Source organism: Streptomyces sp. NPDC007917, from assembly GCF_042959105.1.
GTDB lineage: Bacteria > Actinomycetota > Actinomycetes > Streptomycetales > Streptomycetaceae > Streptomyces.
On record NZ_JBIBKK010000007.1, the window covers coordinates 1 to 18,923 of the forward strand.

Sequence of the window (18,923 nt, forward strand, 5' to 3'; positions counted from 1 at the left end):
GACTCCAGGATCTGGATACCGACCTTCACCTCCTCCACCGGAGGCGCCGACAACGACACCCGGATCGTGTCCCCGATCCCCTCACTGAGCAGCGCACCGAAAGCCACCGCCGACTTGATCGTCCCCTGGAACGCCGGCCCCGCCTCCGTCACACCCAAGTGCAGCGGATAGTCACACCGCTCCGCCAGCTGCTTGTACGCGTTGATCATCACCACCGGATCGTTGTGCTTCACCGAGATCTTGATGTCCCGGAACCCGTGCTCCTCGAACAGCGAGCACTCCCACAACGCCGACTCCACCAACGCCTCCGGAGTCGCCTTCCCGTACTTCTCCAGCAGCCGCTTGTCCAACGACCCCGCGTTCACCCCGATCCGGATCGGAGTGCCCGCGTCCGACGCCGCCTTCGCGATCTCCTTCACCTTGTCGTCGAACTGCCGGATGTTCCCCGGATTCACCCGCACCGCCGCACACCCGGCATCAATCGCCGCGAACACATACTTCGGCTGGAAATGAATATCCGCGATCACCGGAATCTGCGACTTCCTCGCGATCACCGGCAACGCGTCCGCGTCATCCTGCGACGGACACGCCACCCGCACGATCTCGCACCCCGACGCGGTCAGCTCCGCGATCTGCTGCAACGTCGCACCGATATCCGCCGTCACCGTCGTCGTCATCGACTGCACCGACACCGGCGCGTCCCCGCCCACCGCCACCGACCCGACCTGGATCTTCCGGCTGACTCTGCGGTCGGCGAGCTTGATCGGAACGGATGGCATTCCAAGCGAAATCGCTGTCATCTGGCGAGCAACCCCAAGGTCATGAATGAAGGTCCCGAGATCGGCGGGCTCCGGTGTCCGAGGTTACGGCACCGTAGAGGGGCCGGGCACATTGCGAACCCGAAGTGCACCCAAAGGCGCACTTCGGAACATCTCGCACCATCAGGAGATTTTCACCGGATTCACCACGTCGGCCACCAGCACCAACAAGGTAAAGCAGATGAACACCCCGGCGATCACATAGGCGACCGGCATCATCTTGGCCACGTCGAACGGCCCCGGGTCGGGCCGGCGGACCAGCCGGGCGGTGTGGCGCCGCACGCCCTCCCACACAGCGCCCGCGATGTGCCCGCCGTCCAGCGGCAGCAGCGGCAGCATGTTGAACAAGAAGAGCGACAGGTTGAAGCCGGCCACCAGGAACAGCATGGTGGCGACCCGCTGGGAGGCCGGAATGTCGAGGTTGGCGACCTCACCGCCGACCCGCGCCGCGCCGACGACGCCCATCGGGGAGTCCGCCTTGCGCTCACCGTCACCGAACGCCGCGTTCCACAGGTCGGGGATCTTCGAGGGGAGGGCGATCAGCGAGTCGATGCCGTCCTGCACCATATTGCCCATACGGTCCACCGACTGGCCGAAGGACTGCTTGACCACGCCACTCGCAGGAGTGAAGCCGAGGAAGCCCGCGGTGACGTACTTCCCCTCCACATAGCCGCCCCGCCCGTCCGTCTTGGCGACCTGGTGCTCTATGAGGACCGCGTGCAGGTCCTTGCGGACGCCGTTCCGCTCGACGGTGATCGTCGCGGGGCCGACGGTCTCGCGGATGCGCTGCTGGAGGGTGCTCCAGTCCGGGGTCGACTCGCCGTTGAAGGCCACGATCTTGTCGCGGGCCCGCAGCCCGGCGGTGTTGGCCGGGGTGTCCTTGGCGCTCTTGGGGCACTTGTCGGTGTCGGCGGAGGCCGGGACCACGCACTTCTGGACGGTTCCCACCGTGGTGGTCTGGGTGTTGACGCCGAAGGACATCATCACACCGAGGAAGATCACCACGGCCAGCACCAGATTCATGAACGGCCCGGCGAACATCACGATCACGCGCTTCCACGGCTTGCGCGTATAGAACATCCGGGTCTCGTCGCCGGGCTGCAGCTCCTCATAGGCGGCCGACCTGGCGTCCTCGATCATCCCGCGCCACGGCGAGGTGGAACGGGCCGCTATCTTCCCGTCGTCGCCGGGCGGGAACATCCCGATCATGCGGATGTAGCCGCCGAACGGGACCGCCTTGACGCCGTACTCCGTCTCCCCCTTCTTCCGGGAGAAGATCGTCGGGCCGAAGCCGACCATGTACTGCGGCACCCGGATGCCGAAGAGCTTGGCCGTGGAGAGATGGCCGAGCTCGTGCCAGGCGATCGAGAAGAGCAGTCCCAGGACGAATACGACGATGCCGAGGACCGTCATCAGTGCCGTCATGCGCGAGCCTCCGGAGTCGCTTTGGCCGCGCGGGCGGCCAGTTCACGGGCGCGGGCGCGGGCCCAGGCCTCTGCCTGGAGGACGTCCTCGACCGTGAGCCGGGTTCCCGCGGTGGGGGTGCCGTGTTCGGCCACCACTTGGGCGACCGTATCGACGATTCCGTTGAACGGCAGCTTCCGGGCCAGGAAGGCGTCCACGCACTCCTCGTTCGCCGCGTTGAAGACGGCGGGCACGGTGCCGCCGAGCGCGCCGACGTGACGGGAGAGGCCGATCGAGGGGAACGCGTCGTTGTCCAGCGGGAAGAACTCCCAGGTGTGCGCCTTGGTCCAGTCGCAGCCCGGCGCGGCGTCCGGCACCCGGTCCGGCCAGCCGAGACCGAGCGCGATCGGCATCCGCATATCGGGCGGACTCGCCTGCGCCAGGGTGGAGCCGTCAATGAATTCGACCATCGAGTGGATATACGACTGCGGGTGCACCACCACCTCAATCCGATCGAAGGGAATGTCATAGAGCAGATGCGCCTCGATGACTTCCAGCCCCTTGTTGACCAAGGTCGCGGAGTTGATCGTGATCACCGGGCCCATGTCCCAGGTGGGGTGGGCCAGCGCCTGCTCGGGCGTGACCTCGGTCAGCTCCTGCTTCGTACGGCCCCGGAACGGCCCGCCGGACGCGGTGACCACCAGCTTGCGGACCTCCTGCCGGGAGCCGCCGAGCAGCGCCTGGAAGAGGGCGGAGTGCTCGGAGTCGACCGGCACGATCTGCCCGGGCTTGGCCAGGGCCTTCACCAGCGGCCCGCCGACGATCAGCGACTCCTTGTTGGCCAGCGCGAGCACCCGGCCGGCCTCGAGCGCGGCGAGGGTGGGCGCCAGGCCGATGGAGCCGGTGATGCCGTTGAGCACGGTGTCGCATTCGGAGCGGGCCAGCTCGGTGGCCGCGTCCGGCCCCGCGACGATCTCCGGCAGCGGCTCCCCCGCCCCGTACCGCGCGGCCAGCGCCTCGCGCACCTCGGACACGGCCTCCGGCCGTGCCACCGCGACCACCCGCACCCCGAGCCGGTGAGCCTGCTCGGCGAGCAGCCCGGCGCGCCCGCCGGCGGCGGACAGTCCGGTCACCCGGAAGCGGTCGGGGTTGCGCAGCACCACGTCGATGGCCTGGGTACCGATCGATCCGGTGGAACCGAGGATCACGATGTCGCGCGGGCCTCCGGTGGCGGCGGTGGCCGCCGGAAAGCGGAGATGCGGGTCAGCGAGGGAATCCGTCATTGCCCCATTGTTGCCCTTCACGCACGGCCCGGGTGACCGGGTCCGGCAGCGCCACCCGAACCGGGCCCCGTGGTTGCGCCCGGGTTCTCCCCTGTCCGGGCGCAACCATCAATTGAGCAACCCCCAAGGACAGCAACCCCCTCCGCGAGAGCGGCGCCGGTTTAGGCGCAAAGGAGGCTCCGCCGGCTCAGGCGCGGGGGCCAATGCGCCTGTGGACGTTTTCCTTCCTGGCCGGGCCGGGGGTGGCGTCGGCGATCCAGGGGCCGTCGCCGCTGGGGTCGAGCACGCCGTCCTCCAGCCAGGCGTACGAGCCCGACAGGACGCCCGAGACGACCTTGCGGTCGAGCTCGTCGGTGTTGGTCCACAGCCGGGCGAAAAGCTCCTCGGCGCGGATCCGCGCCTGCCGGCAGAAGACGTCGGCCAGCTGGTAGGCCTCGACGCCGTGGTCGCCCGTGGTGCGCAGCATCTCGGCCCGTACACAGGCGGCGCTCATGGCGAACAGCTCCGCGCCGATGTCCACGATGCGGCCGAGGAATCCCTGCTTGGTCTCCATCCGGCCCTGCCAGCGGGACATGGCGTAGAACGTGGTCCGGGCGAGCTTGCGCGCCGAGCGCTCGACGTAGCGCAGATGCGGGGAGAGGTCGCGGTGGCGGGGCGGGCGGAATTCGGCGTAGGCGCGGGGGAGCTGGCCGGGGCCGGTGACCAGGCCCGGCAGCCAGCGGGCGTAGAAGCCGCCGGCCTTGGCGGCCGCCTTGCCCTTGTCGGACAGGGACTTGTCCGGGTCGATGAGGTCGCCCGCGACCGACAGATGGGCGTCCACGGCCTCGCGGGCGATCAGCAGGTGCATGATCTCCGTCGAGCCCTCGAAGATGCGGTTGATGCGCAGGTCGCGGAGCATCTGCTCGGCCGGGACGGCCCGCTCACCGCGGGCGGCGAGCGAGGCGGCGGTCTCGAAGCCGCGGCCACCGCGGATCTGGACCAGGTCATCGGCCATCAGCCAGGCCATCTCGGTGCCGTACAGCTTGGCCAGCGCCGCCTCGATACGGATGTCGTTGCGGTCCTCGTCGGCCATCTGGGAGGCGAGGTCGATGACGGCCTCCAGGGCGAAGGTGGTCGCCGCGATGAAGGAGATCTTGGCGCCGACGGCCTCGTGCCGGGCGATCGGCTTGCCCCACTGCTCACGGGCCGCGGACCACTCGCGGGCGATCTTCAGACACCACTTCCCGGAGCCCGCGCACATCGCGGGCAGCGAGAGCCGGCCGGTGTTGAGGGTCGTCAGGGCGATCTTGAGCCCTGCGCCCTCGGGGCCGATGCGGTTGGCGGCGGGGACGCGGACCCCGTGGAAGCGGGTCACTCCGTTCTCCAGGCCGCGCAGGCCCATGAAGGCGTTGCGGTTCTCGACGGTGACGCCCTCGGAGGCCGTCTCGACGATGAAGGCGGTGATGCCGCCCTTGTGCCCCTCGGACGCGGGGACGCGGGCCATGACCACGAGGAGGTCGGCGACCACCCCGTTGGTCGTCCACAGCTTCACCCCGTCGAGGATGTAGTCGTCGCCTTCGGGCACGGCGGTGGTGGCGAGCCGGGCCGGGTCGGAGCCCACGTCCGGCTCGGTGAGGAGGAAGGCCGAGATGTCGGTGCGGGCGCAGCGGGGCAGGAAGGCGTCCTTCTGCTCCTGGGTGCCGAACAGCTTGAGCGGCTGCGGAACGCCGATGGACTGGTGGGCCGAGAGCAGCGCGCCGATGGCCGGGCTCACCGAGCTGACGAGGGCCAGGGCCTTGTTGTAGTAGACCTGGGTCAGGCCGGCCCCGCCGTACTTGGGGTCGATCTTCATGCCGAGCGCGCCGAGCTCCTTGAGGCCCTCGACCGTCTCGTCGGGGATCTTGGCCTCGCGCTCGATGCGGGCGGCGTCGATGCGGGTCTCGCAGAACTCGCGCAGCTTCTCGAGGAACTTCTCACCGCGCCGTACGTCGTCCGGTGCGGGGGCGGGGTGGGGGTGGATCAGATCGAGCCGGAAGCGGCCGAGGAACAGTTCCTTGGCGAAGCTCGGCTTGTGCCATACCTGCTCGCGGGCTGCCTCGGCGACCCGGCGCGCTTCGCGCTCGGACACCGGCCTGACGGATGATGCGGTCATGGGTGCTCCCTTGCCGCGAATAGACAATCTCGTGACATTACCGGCACGTACGGTGCCAGTGTGCCTCCGGTGCGGCGGGGCGGCAAAGCGTGTGGCCCCAGGCGGTGGAAAAAGCCAGTTGAAGCGCTTCGACTACCTGGACAGCGAACCCGGACAGGATTACTGTCGATCCGCGCAGCCTGCCAAGTATCACTCGGCGAGTCAGTCGAAGCGCTTCAATGATCCGGACGGAGTCCCGCATGGTCACCCTCGCCGAGGTCGCCCGGCACGCCGGAGTCTCCGCCAGCACGGTGAGTTACGTTCTCAGCGGCAAGCGCTCGATCTCGGGCCCCACCCGCGAGCGGGTCGAGCAGAGCATCAAGGAACTCGGCTACCACCCGAACGCCGGCGCCCGCGCGCTCGCCAGCAGCCGCTCCAACATCATCGCGCTGATGGTGCCGCTGCGGACAGATATGTATGTGCCCGTGATGATGGAGGTCGCCATCGCGGTGGCCACCACCGCCCGCGCCCATGGCTATGACGTGCTGCTGCTGACCGGCGAGGAGGGCCCGGCGGCCGTGCGCCGGGTCACCGGCAGCGGGCTCGCCGACGCCATGATCCTGATGGACGTGGAGCTGGAGGACGAGCGGCTGCCGCTGCTGCGGGACGCCCGCCAGCCCACCGTGCTGATCGGACTGCCCGCCGACACCGTCGGACTGACCTGCGTCGACCTGGACTTCACAGCGACCGGGGCGCTGTGCGCTGACCATCTGGCCGGGCTCGGCCACCGCGAGATCGCCGTGGTCGGCGAGGCGGCGGCGGTGTACGAGCGCCACACCGGCTTCGCCGTACGGACCCTGGAGGGGCTGCGCGGCCGCGCCCGCGACCTGGGGCTGCGCCTGCTGCACCGCCCGTGCGAGGGCAGCTATGAGTCCATGGCCGGGGCGCTGGCCCGGATCTTCGACGAGCGCCCCGCCACCACGGGGTTCGTGGTGCAGAACGAGGCCGCCATCGACCCGCTGCTGAGCCTGCTGCGCCAGCAGGGCCGCGCGGTGCCCGAGGACGTCTCGGTGGTGGCGATCTGCCCCGACCAGGTGGCCACCCAGGCCTCGGTGCGGCTGACCTCGGTCGCGATCCCCGCGCATGAGATGGGGCGGCGGGCGGTGGAGCTGGTGGTGTCCAAGCTGGAGGGGCGCGGCTCGGACGAGGTGGCGCTGCTGGAGCCCGAGTTGGCCGTACGGGAGAGCTCGGGCCCGGCACCGAACGCCGCGCCCTGACCCGGCGCCGCCCCGTAGCGGCCGCCTGCCGCGCACCCTGTCCCCCAAGCCATCGATCGAAGCCGGCGGCTGCCCCGCCGAAGCCCCCGAGGCCCTGCCGAAGCCCGCGGCGGCCCCGCCGAAGTCCCGCCCTCGCAGCGTCCCCCGAGCCGTACGTCCCGAAGCGATACGCCCGTAAAGCTCTCCCCCCGTACGTCCACCGCCGCATCCCGAGGAGCGCCCCGTGAACCCATCACCACCGGCCACCGCCTCAGCGTCGCTCGCCCAGTCCTCCCCCACCGTCGGCAGCTTCGGCGAGCGCGACGGCGCGCTGGAGTGGACCGGGCGGCAGGAGACCGTACGCCTGGAACCGTGGGGGCCCGATGCGATCCGGGTCCGCTCCCGGCTCGGCGGGCCGCTGCTCGAGGACCTGCCCGGCGCGCTGCTCGACGGTCCGCCGAAGGCCGCCGCGAGCGTCGCGATCGAGGCCGGGGAGGCGTCGCTGACCTGCGGCGCGATCACCGCGCGGATCGGCGCGGACGGCATGATCCGGTTCGAGGCCACCGAGGACGGCCGGGAGCTCCTGGCCGAGGAGCGCGCCCACTTCTGGTGGCCGGGGCCGCGGCTGCGCACCGCCACGGGCAACGGCTACCACCGCATCGAGCAGCGCTTCAAGGCGTACGAGGGCGAGCGGCTCTACGGCCTGGGCCAGCATCAGCACGGTCTGCTGGACCAGAAGGGCGCCGTGATCGACCTGGTGCAGCGCAACTCCGAGGTGTCGATCCCGGTCCTCACCTCCAGCCGCGGCTACACCCTGCTGTGGAACAACCCGGCCGTCGGGCGGGTCGAGCTGGCCGCGACCGGCACCCGCTGGGTCGCCGACAGCGCACGCCAGATCGACTACTGGATCACGGCCGGGGACCCGGCGGCCGCGCAGCGCCGCTACTCCGCGGTGACCGGCCGCGCGCCGATGCTGCCGGAGTGGGCGGCCGGGTTCTGGCAGTGCAAGCTGCGCTACCGCACCCAGGAGGAGCTGCTGACCGTGGCCCGCGAGCACAAGCGGCGCGGGCTGCCGATCGACGCGATCGTCTGCGACTTCTTCCACTGGACGCACCTGGGCGACTGGAAGTTCGACCCGGTGGAATGGCCCGACCCGGCGGCGATGACCCGGGAGCTGGACGAGCTGGGCATCAAGCTGGTGGTCTCGGTGTGGCCCTCGGTCTCCCCGCTGAGCGAGAACCACTCCACGATGGACCAGCGGGGCCTCCTGGTCGGCACCGAGTACGGGCCCACGGCGCACGCCGACTGGCCCGATGTGCGCGAGGGTGAGCACATCCACGTCGCCTTCTACGACGCGACCCATCCGGAGGCCCGCGAGTTCATGTGGTCGCGGGTGCGGGAGAACTATCTGGAGCCGTACGGAATCCGCGCCTTCTGGCTGGACGCCTGCGAACCGGAGCTCAAGCCCGGCTTCTCGGCGAATCTGCGCTACCACGCGGGGCCGGGCCTGGAGGTCGGCAACCTCTACCCGCGCGAGAACGCCCGCGCGGTCCACGAGGGCCTGCGCGCGGCGGGCGAGGAGGAGGTGGTGACCCTCAACCGCTCGGCGTGGGCGGGCAGCCAGCGCCACGGGGCCGCCCTGTGGTCGGGCGACATCGGCACGGACTTCGCGACGCTGCGCCGGCAGATCGCCGCCGGCCTGAACGTCGCCCTCTGCGGCATCCCGTGGTGGAACACCGACATCGGCGGCTTCCACGGCGGCGATCCGGACGACCCGGCGTACCGCGAGGTGCTGATCCGCTGGTTCCAGTTCGGCGCGCTGTCGCCGATCATGCGGCTGCACGGCTTCCGCGAGCCGGGGCTTCCGCTCGGGCCCGGCATGACCGGCGGCCCGAACGAGGTGTGGTCGTACGGCGAGGAGGCCGAGCGCGTCCTCGGCTCGTATCTGCGGCTGCGCGAACGCCTCAAGCCGTATGTGCTGGCACAGATGCGCGCCGCCCATGAGGAAGGGCTGCCGCCCATGCGCCCGCTCTTCCTGGAGTTCCCCGGCGACGAGGCGGCTTGGAGCGTCGCGGACGCCTTTCTGCTGGGCCCCGACCTGCTGGTCGCCCCGGTCCTGGAGGCGGGCGCTACCGAGCGGACCGCCTATCTGCCGGCGGGGGCGCGCTGGACGGACGCCTGGACGGGCGAGAGCTGGGCGGGCGGCACGACGGTGACCGTGCCCGCCCCGCTGGAGCGGATCCCGCTGTTCCTCCGCGACGACGCGCGGCTGCCGGTGCGGGAGCCCTGACGGGCGGTCGCCGGCCGCCCGTCGACGCGCCCGGGGCTCTGCCCGGGCGCGCCGGCCGGTTCCGCCCGGCTCAGATCGCCTCGTCGGCGTCCGGGCGCTCCAGCGCCACCTTCGGCAGCCGTCGGGCGAGGGGCGCGGGCAGCCACCAGGCGTGCCTGCCGAGCAGCCGCATGACGGCCGGCACGATCAGACAGCGGATGACCACCGCGTCCAGCAGGACCGCCACCGCGAGCCCCAGTCCGAACTGCTGGAGCATGCGGCTCGGGCTGAGCACGAAGGCGGCGAACACCACGATCATGATGGCGCCGGCCGCCGTGATCACCTTGCCGGTGGCCGCCAGGCCCTCGCGGACCGCGTGGGAGTGGTCCTTCGTCCGCTCCCACTCCTCGTGGATGCGGGAGACGAGGAACACCTCGTAGTCCATGGAGAGGCCGAAGACGATCGCGAAGATCATCACGGGGATGAACGCCTCGACCGGGCCGGGCTGTGCCCCGAACCAGCCGTGCTGGAAGACCAGCGTGATCACGCCCAGCGCGGCGGCGATGGACAGCAGGTTGAGCAGCGCGGCCTTCAGGGGGATCAGCAGGGAGCGGAAGACCACCATGAGCAGCAGCGCGGAGAGGCCGACGACGACGGCGACGAACAGCGGCATCCGGTCGGCGACGGAGTCGGCGAAGTCCTGCGCGGCGGCCGTGGGCCCGCCCACCAGGTAGTCGGCGCCGGTGCGTTCGGCGAGCCGGGGCAGGACGCGGTCGCGCAGCGTGTGGACGAGGTCGGCGGTGCCCTCGTCCTGCGGGGAGGTGCGGGGAAAGGCGAGGACCGTGGAGACGGCGCCGTCCTCGGAGGGCAGCGGCGGTGTGGTGGCGGCGATGCCGTCGGTGCGGGCGAGGGTGGTCCGCAGCTCGCGGGCGGCCGCCGCGTCGCCCCGGCTCACCACGACCAGGGGGCCGTTGAACCCCGGCCCGAAGCCCTCGGCGAGCAGGTCGTAGGCCCGGCGGCTGGTGGAGGTGGCCGGGTCGTTGCCCGCGTCGGCGAAGCCCAGGCGCAGGCTCAGGGCCGGGGCGGACAGCGCGAGCAGCGCGACGACGGCGGCCAGCAGCGCGGGCAGCGGGCGCCGTTGCACGGCGGCGGCCAGGGCCCGCCAGCGCCGGCCCTCCTCCTTGCCCTTGGCCCGGGCCCGGTCGGCGCGCCGCAGCACCTGGCGCTGGACGCGCCCGCCGAGTACGGCCAGCAGCGCGGGCAGCAGGACCAGGGCGGCCGCCATGGTGACGAGCACGGTCAGCGCGACGGCGAGCGCCACGCCCTGCAGCGATCCCAGCCCCAGGGCGACCAGGCCGAGCAGCGCGATGATGACGGTGCAGCCGGCGAAGAAGACCGTACGGCCGGCGGCGTCCAGCGCGGTGCGGGCGGCGGTGTGGCGCTCGGCGCCGCGGATGAGTTCGTGCCGGTAGCGGTAGAAGATCAGGAGCGCGTAGTCCACGCCCACCCCGAGCCCGACGAGCATCATGATGGGCGGGGTGAAGTCGGCGACCGTGAACAGGTGTGAGGCCAGGGCGATCAGACCGATGGCGCCGCCCACCGCGAACACCGCGGTGACCAGCGGCAGCGCAGCCGCCACCAGCGAGCCGAACAGCAGGACGAGGATGACCAGCGCCGCGAGCATGCCCGCGCCCTCGGCGGCGCCGCCCGCCTCCTCCTCGGCGCCGCGCACCGCCTCGCCGCCGAGCGCGACCTCCAGGCCGTGCTTCTCGGCGGCCTTCGCGGTGTCGATGATCCGGGTGACGTCCCCCTTGGGTACCTCCTCCGCCTTGCCGTCGAGGGTGACGGTCGCGTAGCCGACGGTGCCGTCCCGGGAGAGTGCGGAGGCGTCCGCGTACGGGCCGCGCACCTCGGTGACGGAGGGCAGGCCGCGGACCCGGTCGAGGGTCTTCTCGATGGCGCCGCGCTCGGCGCGCAGCCCGCCCTCGTCCTTGAAGACGATCTGCACGCTGTCCCCCGCTTGCCGGGAGCCGTGCTCGCTCAGCAGGTCGGTGGCGGTCTGCGAGTCGGTGCCCGGCAGGGTGAAGTCGTTGCGGTAGGCGCTGCCGGCCGCCTGCGATCCGACGGTGATGGCGGCCACCACGAGGATCCACAGCAGCAGGGCGCCCCAGCGGTGGGTCTGGGACCAGGCGGCGAGGCGCCCGAAGACGCCGGTGTCCGCGGCCTTGGCGGAGAAGGGAGGTGCGCTCATGGGCCGGAAGCATCCGGGCCCGGCCCGCCCCGGGGCATCGGCCCGGGGTCGACACCCGGCGTACCCCACGGGTTGCCGGGTCCCGGGCCCGGATACTCCCCCGGTCGCGCTCGAGGCCGCGGAAGGGGCCGCGGAAAGCGGAACGGCCCGCGGAAAGGGGTCGCGGAAGGGGCCGCGCTACCCCGCCAGCCAGCCGGGGCTGACCATCCCGGACTCGTAGGCCAGCACCACCAGTTGGGAGCGGTCCCGGACGTCCAGCTTGGTCATGATGCGGCTGACATGGGTCTTGGCGGTGGCCGGGCTGAGCACCAGCCGGGCGGCGATCTCGTCGTTCGTCAGCCCGGCGGCCACCAGCTCCATCACCTCGCGCTCGCGGCCGGTGAGGGCACGCAGCCTCGGGCCCGGCTCGGGGGCCCGGACCCGCCCGGCGAACTCCGCGATCAGCCGGCGGGTGACGGAGGGGCTGATCAGCGCGTCGCCGCGGTGCGCCACCCGCACGGCGTGGATCAGCTCCTCCGGTTCGGTGTCCTTGACCAGGAAGCCGGTGGCGCCGGCGCGCAGCGCGCCGTACACATAGTCGTCCAGGTCGAAGGTGGTCAGGATGACGACCTTGACGCCCTCCAGGCGGGGGTCGGCGGTGATCCGCCGGGCCGCCTGGAGGCCGTCGGTCCCGGGCATCCGGATGTCCAGCAGCGCCACGTCGGGGCGCAGCTCGCGGCAGGCCGAGACGGCCTCGTCGCCGTCGCCCGCCTCCGCGACCACCGTGATGTCGTCCTCGTCCTCCAGGATCGAGCGGAATCCGGCGCGCACCAGCCGCTGGTCGTCCGCCAGCAAAACCTTGATCATGCCTGCCATGATGCTCCGTTCCGGTGCGGCAGCCGGGCCCGTACGGCGAAGCCGCCGTCCGGCCCGGGTCCCCTGGGGCCGACGGCCAGCTCGCCGCCCAGCGCGCGGGCGCGCTCGCGCATGCCGCTGATGCCGCTGCCGGGGGCGGTCCGGTCCGGGCCGCGCCCGTTGTCCGCGATCTCGATCCGGACCTCCCGGGGCGCGTGTTCGACGTGGACGGTGACCGCGGTGGCCCGGGAGTGCCGGGCCACGTTGGTGAGCGCTTCCTGGACGATGCGGTACGCGGCGAGCTCCACTTCGGTGGGCAGCGGCACCGGCTCGCCGCTGGTGTGCGCGCGCACGTCGAACCCGGCCGACCGCGCCGACTCGACGAGTTCGCCGATCCTGGCCAGGCCCGGCGGCGGTGCCGTGGGCGCGTCCTCGTCGACCTGCCGCAGCAGGCCGAGGGTCGTCCGCAGCTCGCGCAGCGCCTCACGGCTGGACTTCTTGATCGCGGCGAGGGCCGTCTGGGCCTGCCCGGGGTCCTTCTCGATGCGGTGCAGGGCGGCCGAGGACTGCACGCTGATGAGGGAGATGTGGTGGCCGATGACGTCGTGCAGCTCCCGGGCGATGCGCAGCCGCTCCTCGCCGGCCGCGCGCTGCTCCACCTCGTGGACGTAGGCCAGGCGGGTGTGGCGCACCCAGCCGAGCGCGACCACCGCGACCAGCCAGCCGGTGAGCATGAACAGGCCGACCCCGTTGACGTCGTCGTTGCCCTCCAGCGTGCCGGCGCCGACGGCGACGACGCTCAGCGCGGCGATGGCGACGGCCGCCCGCGGCCGTCCCCGGGCGGCGACCGTGTACAGCGCGACGACGAACGCGACCAGGAGCGGCCCGTCGTAGGCGCTGGTGAGGTAGTAGGCGGCGGTGGCGGCCAGCACGCCGAGGGCTGTGGCCACCGGATGGCGGCGGCGGAAGCAGAGCGCCCCGCAGGCGGCGGCGATCATCGCCCAGCCGAAGACGGTGACCGGCCAGGGCTCCGCGCGCTCGCCGATGAGCGACCTCGTGCCGCCCGCGGCCGCCAGTACGAAGACCCCGCCGGCCGGCATCGCGTCCGCCCACCGGCCGCGTGGCGGCCACAGCCGGGCGAGGGAGCCGTGAGAGACCATACGCCCACCCTAGGGTCGGCTCGGGCACCCGCCCCTCCTCCGCTCGGTGGTAATGAGGCGGCCGCTGCCGCGACTTGGGGAGTACGCGGGGCGCCGCGGTGACAACCGGAGGGGTACGGCGGGTGTCGGCCGCGGACCGATGCCCGGCCGGGGTCCGGTCCGCCACGCTGCGGGCATGAACGCGTACGACAAGCGCCGCCGCCCCGCGCCCTGGTACCGCCGGCTCCATCCGCCGCTGGTGGCGGGCCTGACCGCCGTCGCGCTGATCCGGCCGCTGTGCTCCGTCGTCGGCGTGAGTGACGCGTTGGGCAGACCGGCGACGCCCCTGATCCTCACCGCGGCCATCTCGCTGATCTGGATCCTCGTGGTGGGCCTCGGCCGCGTGCACGAGCCCGTGCCGACGCTTGTCGCCGCCGGCCTCGGATACGCGCTCGCCGTCATCGTGCTGAGCGGCGTCCTCTCGCCCGTGCTGACCGGGCGGCTGCAGGGACCGCTCGCCCATCCGATCGCGATCGTCCCGCTCCTCGCCACCAACGCCCTCTGGGGCGCCCTGTGCGGAGTGTGCGCGGCGGGCCTGCGCCGGAGGCGCGCCCGGCGCTCATGAGCGCCGGGCGCCGCCGCCCGCCGGAGGAGCGGCGGCGCCTGGCCGGTGGGGTCAGCTGAAGGAGACGTTGAAGCTGTTGGTCTTGAAGTCCAGACCGCCGGACGAGGACGTGATCTCGTAGCCGAACTGGACATCGCCGATGGTGACGTCGCCGAACCAGCCCTTGGTGTTCTTGATCCAGTTCACGATGGCCTTGATGTCCACGGAGCCGGAGGTGGAGTTTGAGGTGCGGATGAAGGAGAAGACCTCATTGGCGCCGTTGCTGCCCTTGTAGACGGTCCAGCTGTGGCCGCCGAGGGTCAGGCTGCCCTGGGAGGTGCCGAGGGGACCGACCGGGCCGGTCTTGTTCATCCAGAGCATGATCTCGTAGTCGTAATTGCTGTCCCAGATGTCGTACGAGGTGTTGTACGCGCCGGAGGACGGCACGGTGACGTTGTAGCTGCTCTTCAGGCTCCCCAGGGCGCTGACCTTCTTGCCGACGACCCGCTTGGCGTTGGGATAGGACTTGATGCCGCCGGTGTTGGGGTGGTTGGCCCAGACGCCCCAGTCGGTGTACGAGTTGGCCCAGATGGTCTGCGATCCGGCTCCTGAGCCCCAGATGTTGTTGTAGAGCGTGTAGCCGCCGTTGGACCAGTTGCCCCACTGGTCCGAGGAGGACCAGGTGGCGGCGTGGGCGGGGGCGGCGGCGAAGCCGATGAGCGCGAGGAGCGCGAACAGCGGGGTCAGGAAGAGCTTTCGGGCGTTTCTGTGCACGGTGCTGCTCCCTTCGGGGGGGGGAATCATGCGGCGCGAGGACCACGGCCGCGCGGCGGTCGAGGCCGACCTGTGTGTCGTACACGCGGCCGGTGAGCAGATCGGTCCGCGCGGACGGGAGGGGGACGACCGCGGGGTCGCGGCCGGGCCCAGGAGAAGACCCCGACGGTGGCCGTGGTGACCTGGGCCTCGCGCATCAGCCGTACGTCCTCGCGCCAGACGCTCCGCGGCCACTGTTCGCGGTTGTGGTCGCCGCCGTAGAGGATGCGGCCGCGGGTGACATCGCTCAGCTCGGGCATCGCTCTCTCGCTTCGGGTCAGGGGGCACCGCCCAGCGGTGGCCGGAGGACGGCAGAGGGCGGTGGTGCGGGGAGGCGGGCTAGCCCAGGGCTAGCCCTTGATGGCGCCGGTGAGCATGCCCTTGGTGAAGTGCTTCTGGACGAAGGGGTAGAGCACCACGACCGGGATCAGGGCGAGCACCATGACGGCCATCTGCACCGCCAGGCCCGGGACCTGGCTGCTGGAGATCATCTGGGACATGCCCTGGGGCGCCTGCTGTTTGATGACCAGCTGGCGCAGGATCATCTGCAGCGGCCACATGTCCTGGTCGTTGAGGTAGAGCATCGCGTTGAACCACTGGCTCCAGTAGCCGACCGCGTAGAAGAGCGAGACGACCGCGATGACCGCCTTGGACAGCGGCATCACGATCTGCAGCAGGATCCGCCACTCCCCCGCGCCGTCGATCCGGGCGCTGTCGATCAGTTCGGGCGCGGTGGTCTGGAAGAAGGAGCGCAGCACCAGGATGTTGAAGACCGAGATGGCGCCGGGCAGGATCATCGACCAGTAGCTGCCCTCCAGGCCGACCCCGGTGACCAGCAGATAGGTCGGAATCAGACCGGCGTTGAAGAACATGGTGACGAGCAGCACCATCAGGATCGGCCGGTGCAGGAAGGACCCGCGGCGCGACAGGCCGTACGCGCACAGGATCGAGACCACCGTACTGATCACCGTGCCCACGGCCGTCAGGGCGAGGCTGACGATCGCCGCGCGGGTGACCGTGCCGCCGCCGAGCAGTTCGGAGTAGGCCCGGAAGCTGATCGTCTGGGGCACGATCACCAGCCCGCCGGCCTCGGTGATGGCCTTCTGGTCGGAGAGGCTGGTGACCACCACCACCCACAGCGGCCCGAGGACGGCCAGACACACCCCGGCCAGGGTGGCACCCTTGAGCCCCTGGCCGGCCTTGCTCGGCTCCTCCTCCCACGCCGGGCGGCTGCTGTTACGGCGCCGCGGCGCGGCCGGGGCGGGCGGCGCGGGCGCGCTCTTCACGGTCACCGGGGTCGTCGTCATTTCTGGTAGACCCCCTGCTCGCCGAGCATGTGGGCGACTTTGTTGGCGATCAGGACGAGCACCAGACTGAAGGCGCCCTTGATCAGGCCGCCCGCGGCGGCGATCCCGTAGTCGGTGTTCGCGATGCCGACCCACCACACATAGGTGTCGAAGACCTCGGAGGCGCCCGGCCCCACCGCGTCGCGCTGCAGCAGGATCTGCTCGAAGCCCACGGTGAGCGAGTCACCGACGCGCAGCACCAGCAGCAGGGCGATCACCGGGCGCAGCGCGGGCAGCGTGACGTGCCACATCCGGCGCCAGCGGTTCGCCCCGTCCACCGCCGCCGCCTCGTACAGGTCCTGGCTGACGGCGGAGAGGGCGGCGAGGAAGACGATGACGCCCCAGCCGCCGTCCTTCCACACCAGCTGCGCGGTGACCAGGTACTTGAAGACGCCGGGGTCGGTCATCAGGTCGAAGCCCTCGTACCCGTGGCGGCGCAGCTGCTGGGCGAGCAGCCCGGCCCCGCCCAGCATCTGCTGGAAGACGGTGATGACCAGCACCCAGGAGAAGAAGTGCGGCAGATACAGGATCGACTGCACCACGCCCCGGATCCGCTCGCTGAGCACGCTGTTGACCAGCAGGGCGAGCGCGAGGGTGATCGGGAAGAAGAGCACCAGCTGGATGAAGGTGATGCCAAGGGTGTTGGCGAAGGCGTCCCAGAAGCGGCTGTCGTCGAAGAGGAGGGTGAAGTTGTCGAGGCCGACCCAGGGGCTGGTCCACAGGCCCTGGGTGAACGGGTCATAGTCCTTGAAGGCGACCGTGGTCCAGATCAGCGGGACGTAGTTGAACAGCGCGAGCAGACCGACGGCGGGCACCACCATCAGCAGCAGGGTGCGGTCCCGGCGCAGCCGCTGCCACCACCGGATGCCGCCGTCCGGCACGGCGGTCGGCGGGCTGGGCGGTGTGGCGGGCGGCGTGGCGGGCGCGGCGGGGCCATCCGGGCCATCGGCGCCGCCGCGCCGCGCGGAGCTCGCGCGGCGCGGCTTTCCGGCCTGGCCGCCGGTGTCCACGGGGGGCGCCTCCCAGCCGTGGCCGGGGGCCATCAGGCGCCGCTGCCGTTCTTCTCGAGGATCTTGGCGTACCAGTCGCGGAGCTTGTCACCGCCACCGCTGCGCCAGTCGCTGATGGCGCTCTGGGCGTCGCGGATGGACTTGCGGCCGCGTACGACGTCCTTGGCCAGGTCCTCGAAGGGGGTGTAGAGGGAGGCGTAGCGGTTGGGCTCCTGGATCTGCATGCCGTAGAAGAGGGGCTTCTTGGCGAACTTGCCCATGCGCTGCATCCAGCCGCAGTAGTCCTTCACCATCTGCGGGAAGTCCGGGTACGCGACGGTGGCCTCGGGCGAGACAATGAAGCGGTAGGTGTCCTGGACCTCGGTGACACCCTTGGAGTTCTTGACCGGGGCGCCGTGCTTCATGGTGTGGTGCACGCCCTCGACGCCGTAGTCGATCAGACGCTGCTCCTTGGTGCCGTAGGGCGCGGCGATGTAGTTGGCGACGGCCAGGATCTCCTCGATCCGGTCCTTGGAGAGCTTCTTGTTGAGGAAGGACCAGATCGCGGCGGGCGGACCCAGGTAGAGGGTGGGATCGCCGCCGTCGGCGCCGAAGAAGTCCATCCCCTGGATCTTGAAGTCGGGGTTGGGCTCGGCCTGTTCGAAGGTGGCGCCGTACCACTTGGCGTCGCCGTCGTTCATGATGAGCGACTGGCCGGAGGTGAAGCGGGTGAGCGAGTCGTTGGCCTTGCCCGCGACCGCGTCGGGGTGGACATAGCCGCTCTTGAAGAGCTTGCGGCACCACTCCAGGGCCTCGAGATAGTTGTCCAGCTCGACCTTGTGGACGAGCTTGCCGTCCTTCTCCACCCAGTAGAACGGCTTCTCCCCCGGGCAGCCGAAGAAGATCTGCGCCGACCACCACATGTCCTCGCACGCCCACACCTTGCTCTTGGGCCGGGTGATCTCCTTGGCGAGGGCGAGGAACTCATCGGCGCTCTTGGGGACCTCGTAGCCCTCCTTCTTGAAGATGTCCTCCCGGTAGAAGGGGACCACGCCGCCGAGCGGGCGGGCGGGCATGGGCAGTCCGCGGAGCTTGCCGCCGAAGACCGACATCTGCCAGGCGGCGGTGGGGATGGCGGCGAGGTTGGGGTACTTCTTGACCTTGTCGCCGGACAGATACGGGCCGAGGTCGGCGAACTTGGCGCTGATGGCGCCCTGCAGCTTTCCGCCCATCTCCCACTGCGGGATCATCACGATGTCCGCGATGTCCCCGGAGGCCAGGACCGCGCTGAGCTTCTCGCCGTAGGTGTTGCCGTCCTGCGGCTGGAAGGTGATCTTCGCGCCGAGGGCCTCGTTGACGGCCTTGTAGTAGGCGCTGTCCTTGGGCGGCGGGGTGCCCCACAGTGGCTCGAAGACGGTGTAGCTGCCGCCGTGGCCCGGCTTGCCCTTGACGGAGGCGACCAGGTCGGCGGCGGGCTTGGCCTGGGTGAAGCCCGGGCTCGAGCCGTTCACGCTCGGGATGTCCGGCTTCACCACTTGGGTGGCCACGTAGGTCGGCAGCAGCTTCTTCAGGTCCTTGCCTGATGTCGTACCGCCCTTGCCGGTGGACTCCTCCGTGGAGCACGCGGACAGCAGCGGGACCCCTCCCGCGACGGCCACCGCGGCGATGGCCGCGGAGGACAGGACGGTTCTCCGGCTGGGAGTGGAAGTGGAGGCCGAAGCCTGGGAGTTCGGCATTGCGTCAACCCCTTCGTGGCGTACCCGCCGTGCGATAGATGGTCGAAGCGCTTCGATATTGCGCTGAGGTC

General features: G+C 71.1%; 14 protein-coding genes and 1 pseudogene. 3 read left to right on the forward strand and 12 right to left on the reverse strand.

Annotation, left to right across the window (positions count from 1 at the left end):
• The 4 genes from ispG to ACFZDL_RS15155 all read right to left on the reverse strand — a co-directional run.
• Window positions 1–800, reverse strand: an 800-nt coding sequence (gene ispG, locus ACFZDL_RS15140; protein ID WP_391191212.1) for a flavodoxin-dependent (E)-4-hydroxy-3-methylbut-2-enyl-diphosphate synthase, incomplete at its 3' end; no start/stop codon positions are given.
• A gap of 141 nt (window positions 801–941) precedes the next feature.
• Window positions 942–2,243, reverse strand: coding sequence for a site-2 protease family protein (locus tag ACFZDL_RS15145; protein WP_353595292.1), 1,302 nt, complete (start codon window positions 2,241–2,243; stop codon window positions 942–944).
• Entirely contained in the window at window positions 2,240–3,505 is a 1,266-nt protein-coding gene (gene dxr / locus ACFZDL_RS15150) for a 1-deoxy-D-xylulose-5-phosphate reductoisomerase (RefSeq protein WP_353595293.1), read from the reverse strand. Before dxr ends, ACFZDL_RS15145 begins: the two co-directional genes overlap by 4 nt.
• 187 nt (window positions 3,506–3,692) lie before the next feature.
• Window positions 3,693–5,636 carry an acyl-CoA dehydrogenase family protein gene (locus ACFZDL_RS15155; protein WP_353595294.1) on the reverse strand — a complete coding sequence of 648 codons (1,944 nt, stop codon included), beginning with the start codon at window positions 5,634–5,636 and terminating at the stop codon, window positions 3,693–3,695.
• 239 nt (window positions 5,637–5,875) lie between these two features.
• Here ACFZDL_RS15155 and ACFZDL_RS15160 point away from each other — a divergent pair, with 239 nt between their 5' ends.
• Window positions 5,876–6,892 (forward strand): LacI family DNA-binding transcriptional regulator, encoded by a 1,017-nt coding sequence (locus ACFZDL_RS15160; RefSeq protein ID WP_353595295.1) that lies wholly within the window; start codon window positions 5,876–5,878, stop codon window positions 6,890–6,892.
• A gap of 223 nt (window positions 6,893–7,115) precedes the next feature.
• Window positions 7,116–9,161 carry a glycoside hydrolase family 31 protein gene (locus ACFZDL_RS15165; protein ID WP_353595296.1) on the forward strand — a complete coding sequence of 682 codons (2,046 nt, stop codon included), beginning with the start codon at window positions 7,116–7,118 and terminating at the stop codon, window positions 9,159–9,161.
• 70 nt (window positions 9,162–9,231) lie between these two features.
• On the opposite strand, the gene ACFZDL_RS15170 is transcribed toward ACFZDL_RS15165, so the two are convergent.
• The 3 genes from ACFZDL_RS15170 to ACFZDL_RS15180 all read right to left on the reverse strand — a co-directional run bounded on the left by ACFZDL_RS15170 (window position 9,232) and on the right by ACFZDL_RS15180 (window position 13,385).
• Complete coding sequence (locus ACFZDL_RS15170) at window positions 9,232–11,391, reverse strand: MMPL family transporter (protein WP_353595297.1); 2,160 nt, start codon at window positions 11,389–11,391, stop codon at window positions 9,232–9,234.
• Between the two features lie 177 nt (window positions 11,392–11,568).
• Window positions 11,569–12,237, reverse strand: coding sequence for a response regulator transcription factor (locus ACFZDL_RS15175; protein ID WP_353595298.1), 669 nt, complete (start codon window positions 12,235–12,237; stop codon window positions 11,569–11,571).
• On the reverse strand, window positions 12,234–13,385 hold the full coding sequence (locus ACFZDL_RS15180) for a sensor histidine kinase (RefSeq protein ID WP_353595299.1): 1,152 nt from the start codon (window positions 13,383–13,385) through the stop codon (window positions 12,234–12,236). The genes ACFZDL_RS15175 and ACFZDL_RS15180 overlap by 4 nt, the downstream gene beginning before the upstream one ends.
• Window positions 13,386–13,560: 175 nt before the next feature.
• Here ACFZDL_RS15180 and ACFZDL_RS15185 point away from each other — a divergent pair, with 175 nt between their 5' ends.
• Window positions 13,561–13,989 (forward strand): hypothetical protein, encoded by a 429-nt coding sequence (locus tag ACFZDL_RS15185; protein ID WP_353595300.1) that lies wholly within the window; start codon window positions 13,561–13,563, stop codon window positions 13,987–13,989.
• A 51-nt stretch (window positions 13,990–14,040) separates the two neighbouring features.
• Here ACFZDL_RS15185 and ACFZDL_RS15190 read toward each other — a convergent pair whose 3' ends face one another.
• From ACFZDL_RS15190 to ACFZDL_RS15210, 5 genes and pseudogenes are all read right to left on the reverse strand, one after another.
• Window positions 14,041–14,742, reverse strand: coding sequence for a hypothetical protein (locus ACFZDL_RS15190; protein WP_353595301.1), 702 nt, complete (start codon window positions 14,740–14,742; stop codon window positions 14,041–14,043).
• 131 nt (window positions 14,743–14,873) lie between these two features.
• Window positions 14,874–15,041, reverse strand: a pseudogene (locus tag ACFZDL_RS15195) (beta-galactosidase); the annotation flags it as partial.
• Window positions 15,042–15,131: 90 nt separating this feature from the next.
• Window positions 15,132–16,088, reverse strand: a complete 957-nt coding sequence (locus ACFZDL_RS15200; protein ID WP_353595302.1) for a carbohydrate ABC transporter permease — start codon at window positions 16,086–16,088, stop codon at window positions 15,132–15,134.
• Window positions 16,085–17,170, reverse strand: coding sequence for an ABC transporter permease subunit (locus ACFZDL_RS15205; protein ID WP_353595303.1), 1,086 nt, complete (start codon window positions 17,168–17,170; stop codon window positions 16,085–16,087). The genes ACFZDL_RS15200 and ACFZDL_RS15205 overlap by 4 nt, the downstream gene beginning before the upstream one ends.
• Complete coding sequence (locus tag ACFZDL_RS15210) at window positions 17,170–18,852, reverse strand: extracellular solute-binding protein (protein ID WP_353595304.1); 1,683 nt, start codon at window positions 18,850–18,852, stop codon at window positions 17,170–17,172. The genes ACFZDL_RS15205 and ACFZDL_RS15210 overlap by 1 nt, the downstream gene beginning before the upstream one ends.
• Window positions 18,853–18,923 lie beyond the last annotated feature (71 nt).

What these genes read in the sequence shown, in the direction of transcription:
- ACFZDL_RS15145 (WP_353595292.1), bottom strand. Translation starts at nt 2,243, where the DNA reads ATGACGGCACTGATGACGGTCCTCGGCATCGTCGTATTCGTCCTGGGA.
- dxr (WP_353595293.1), bottom strand. Translation starts at nt 3,505, where the DNA reads ATGACGGATTCCCTCGCTGACCCGCATCTCCGCTTTCCGGCGGCCACC.
- ACFZDL_RS15155 (WP_353595294.1), bottom strand. Translation starts at nt 5,636, where the DNA reads ATGACCGCATCATCCGTCAGGCCGGTGTCCGAGCGCGAAGCGCGCCGG.
- ACFZDL_RS15160 (WP_353595295.1), top strand. Translation starts at nt 5,876, where the DNA reads ATGGTCACCCTCGCCGAGGTCGCCCGGCACGCCGGAGTCTCCGCCAGC.
- ACFZDL_RS15170 (WP_353595297.1), bottom strand. Translation starts at nt 11,391, where the DNA reads ATGAGCGCACCTCCCTTCTCCGCCAAGGCCGCGGACACCGGCGTCTTC.
- ACFZDL_RS15175 (WP_353595298.1), bottom strand. Translation starts at nt 12,237, where the DNA reads ATGATCAAGGTTTTGCTGGCGGACGACCAGCGGCTGGTGCGCGCCGGA.
- ACFZDL_RS15180 (WP_353595299.1), bottom strand. Translation starts at nt 13,385, where the DNA reads ATGGTCTCTCACGGCTCCCTCGCCCGGCTGTGGCCGCCACGCGGCCGG.
- ACFZDL_RS15185 (WP_353595300.1), top strand. Translation starts at nt 13,561, where the DNA reads ATGAACGCGTACGACAAGCGCCGCCGCCCCGCGCCCTGGTACCGCCGG.
- ACFZDL_RS15200 (WP_353595302.1), bottom strand. Translation starts at nt 16,088, where the DNA reads ATGACGACGACCCCGGTGACCGTGAAGAGCGCGCCCGCGCCGCCCGCC.
- ACFZDL_RS15205 (WP_353595303.1), bottom strand. Translation starts at nt 17,170, where the DNA reads ATGGCCCCCGGCCACGGCTGGGAGGCGCCCCCCGTGGACACCGGCGGC.
- ACFZDL_RS15210 (WP_353595304.1), bottom strand. Translation starts at nt 18,852, where the DNA reads ATGCCGAACTCCCAGGCTTCGGCCTCCACTTCCACTCCCAGCCGGAGA.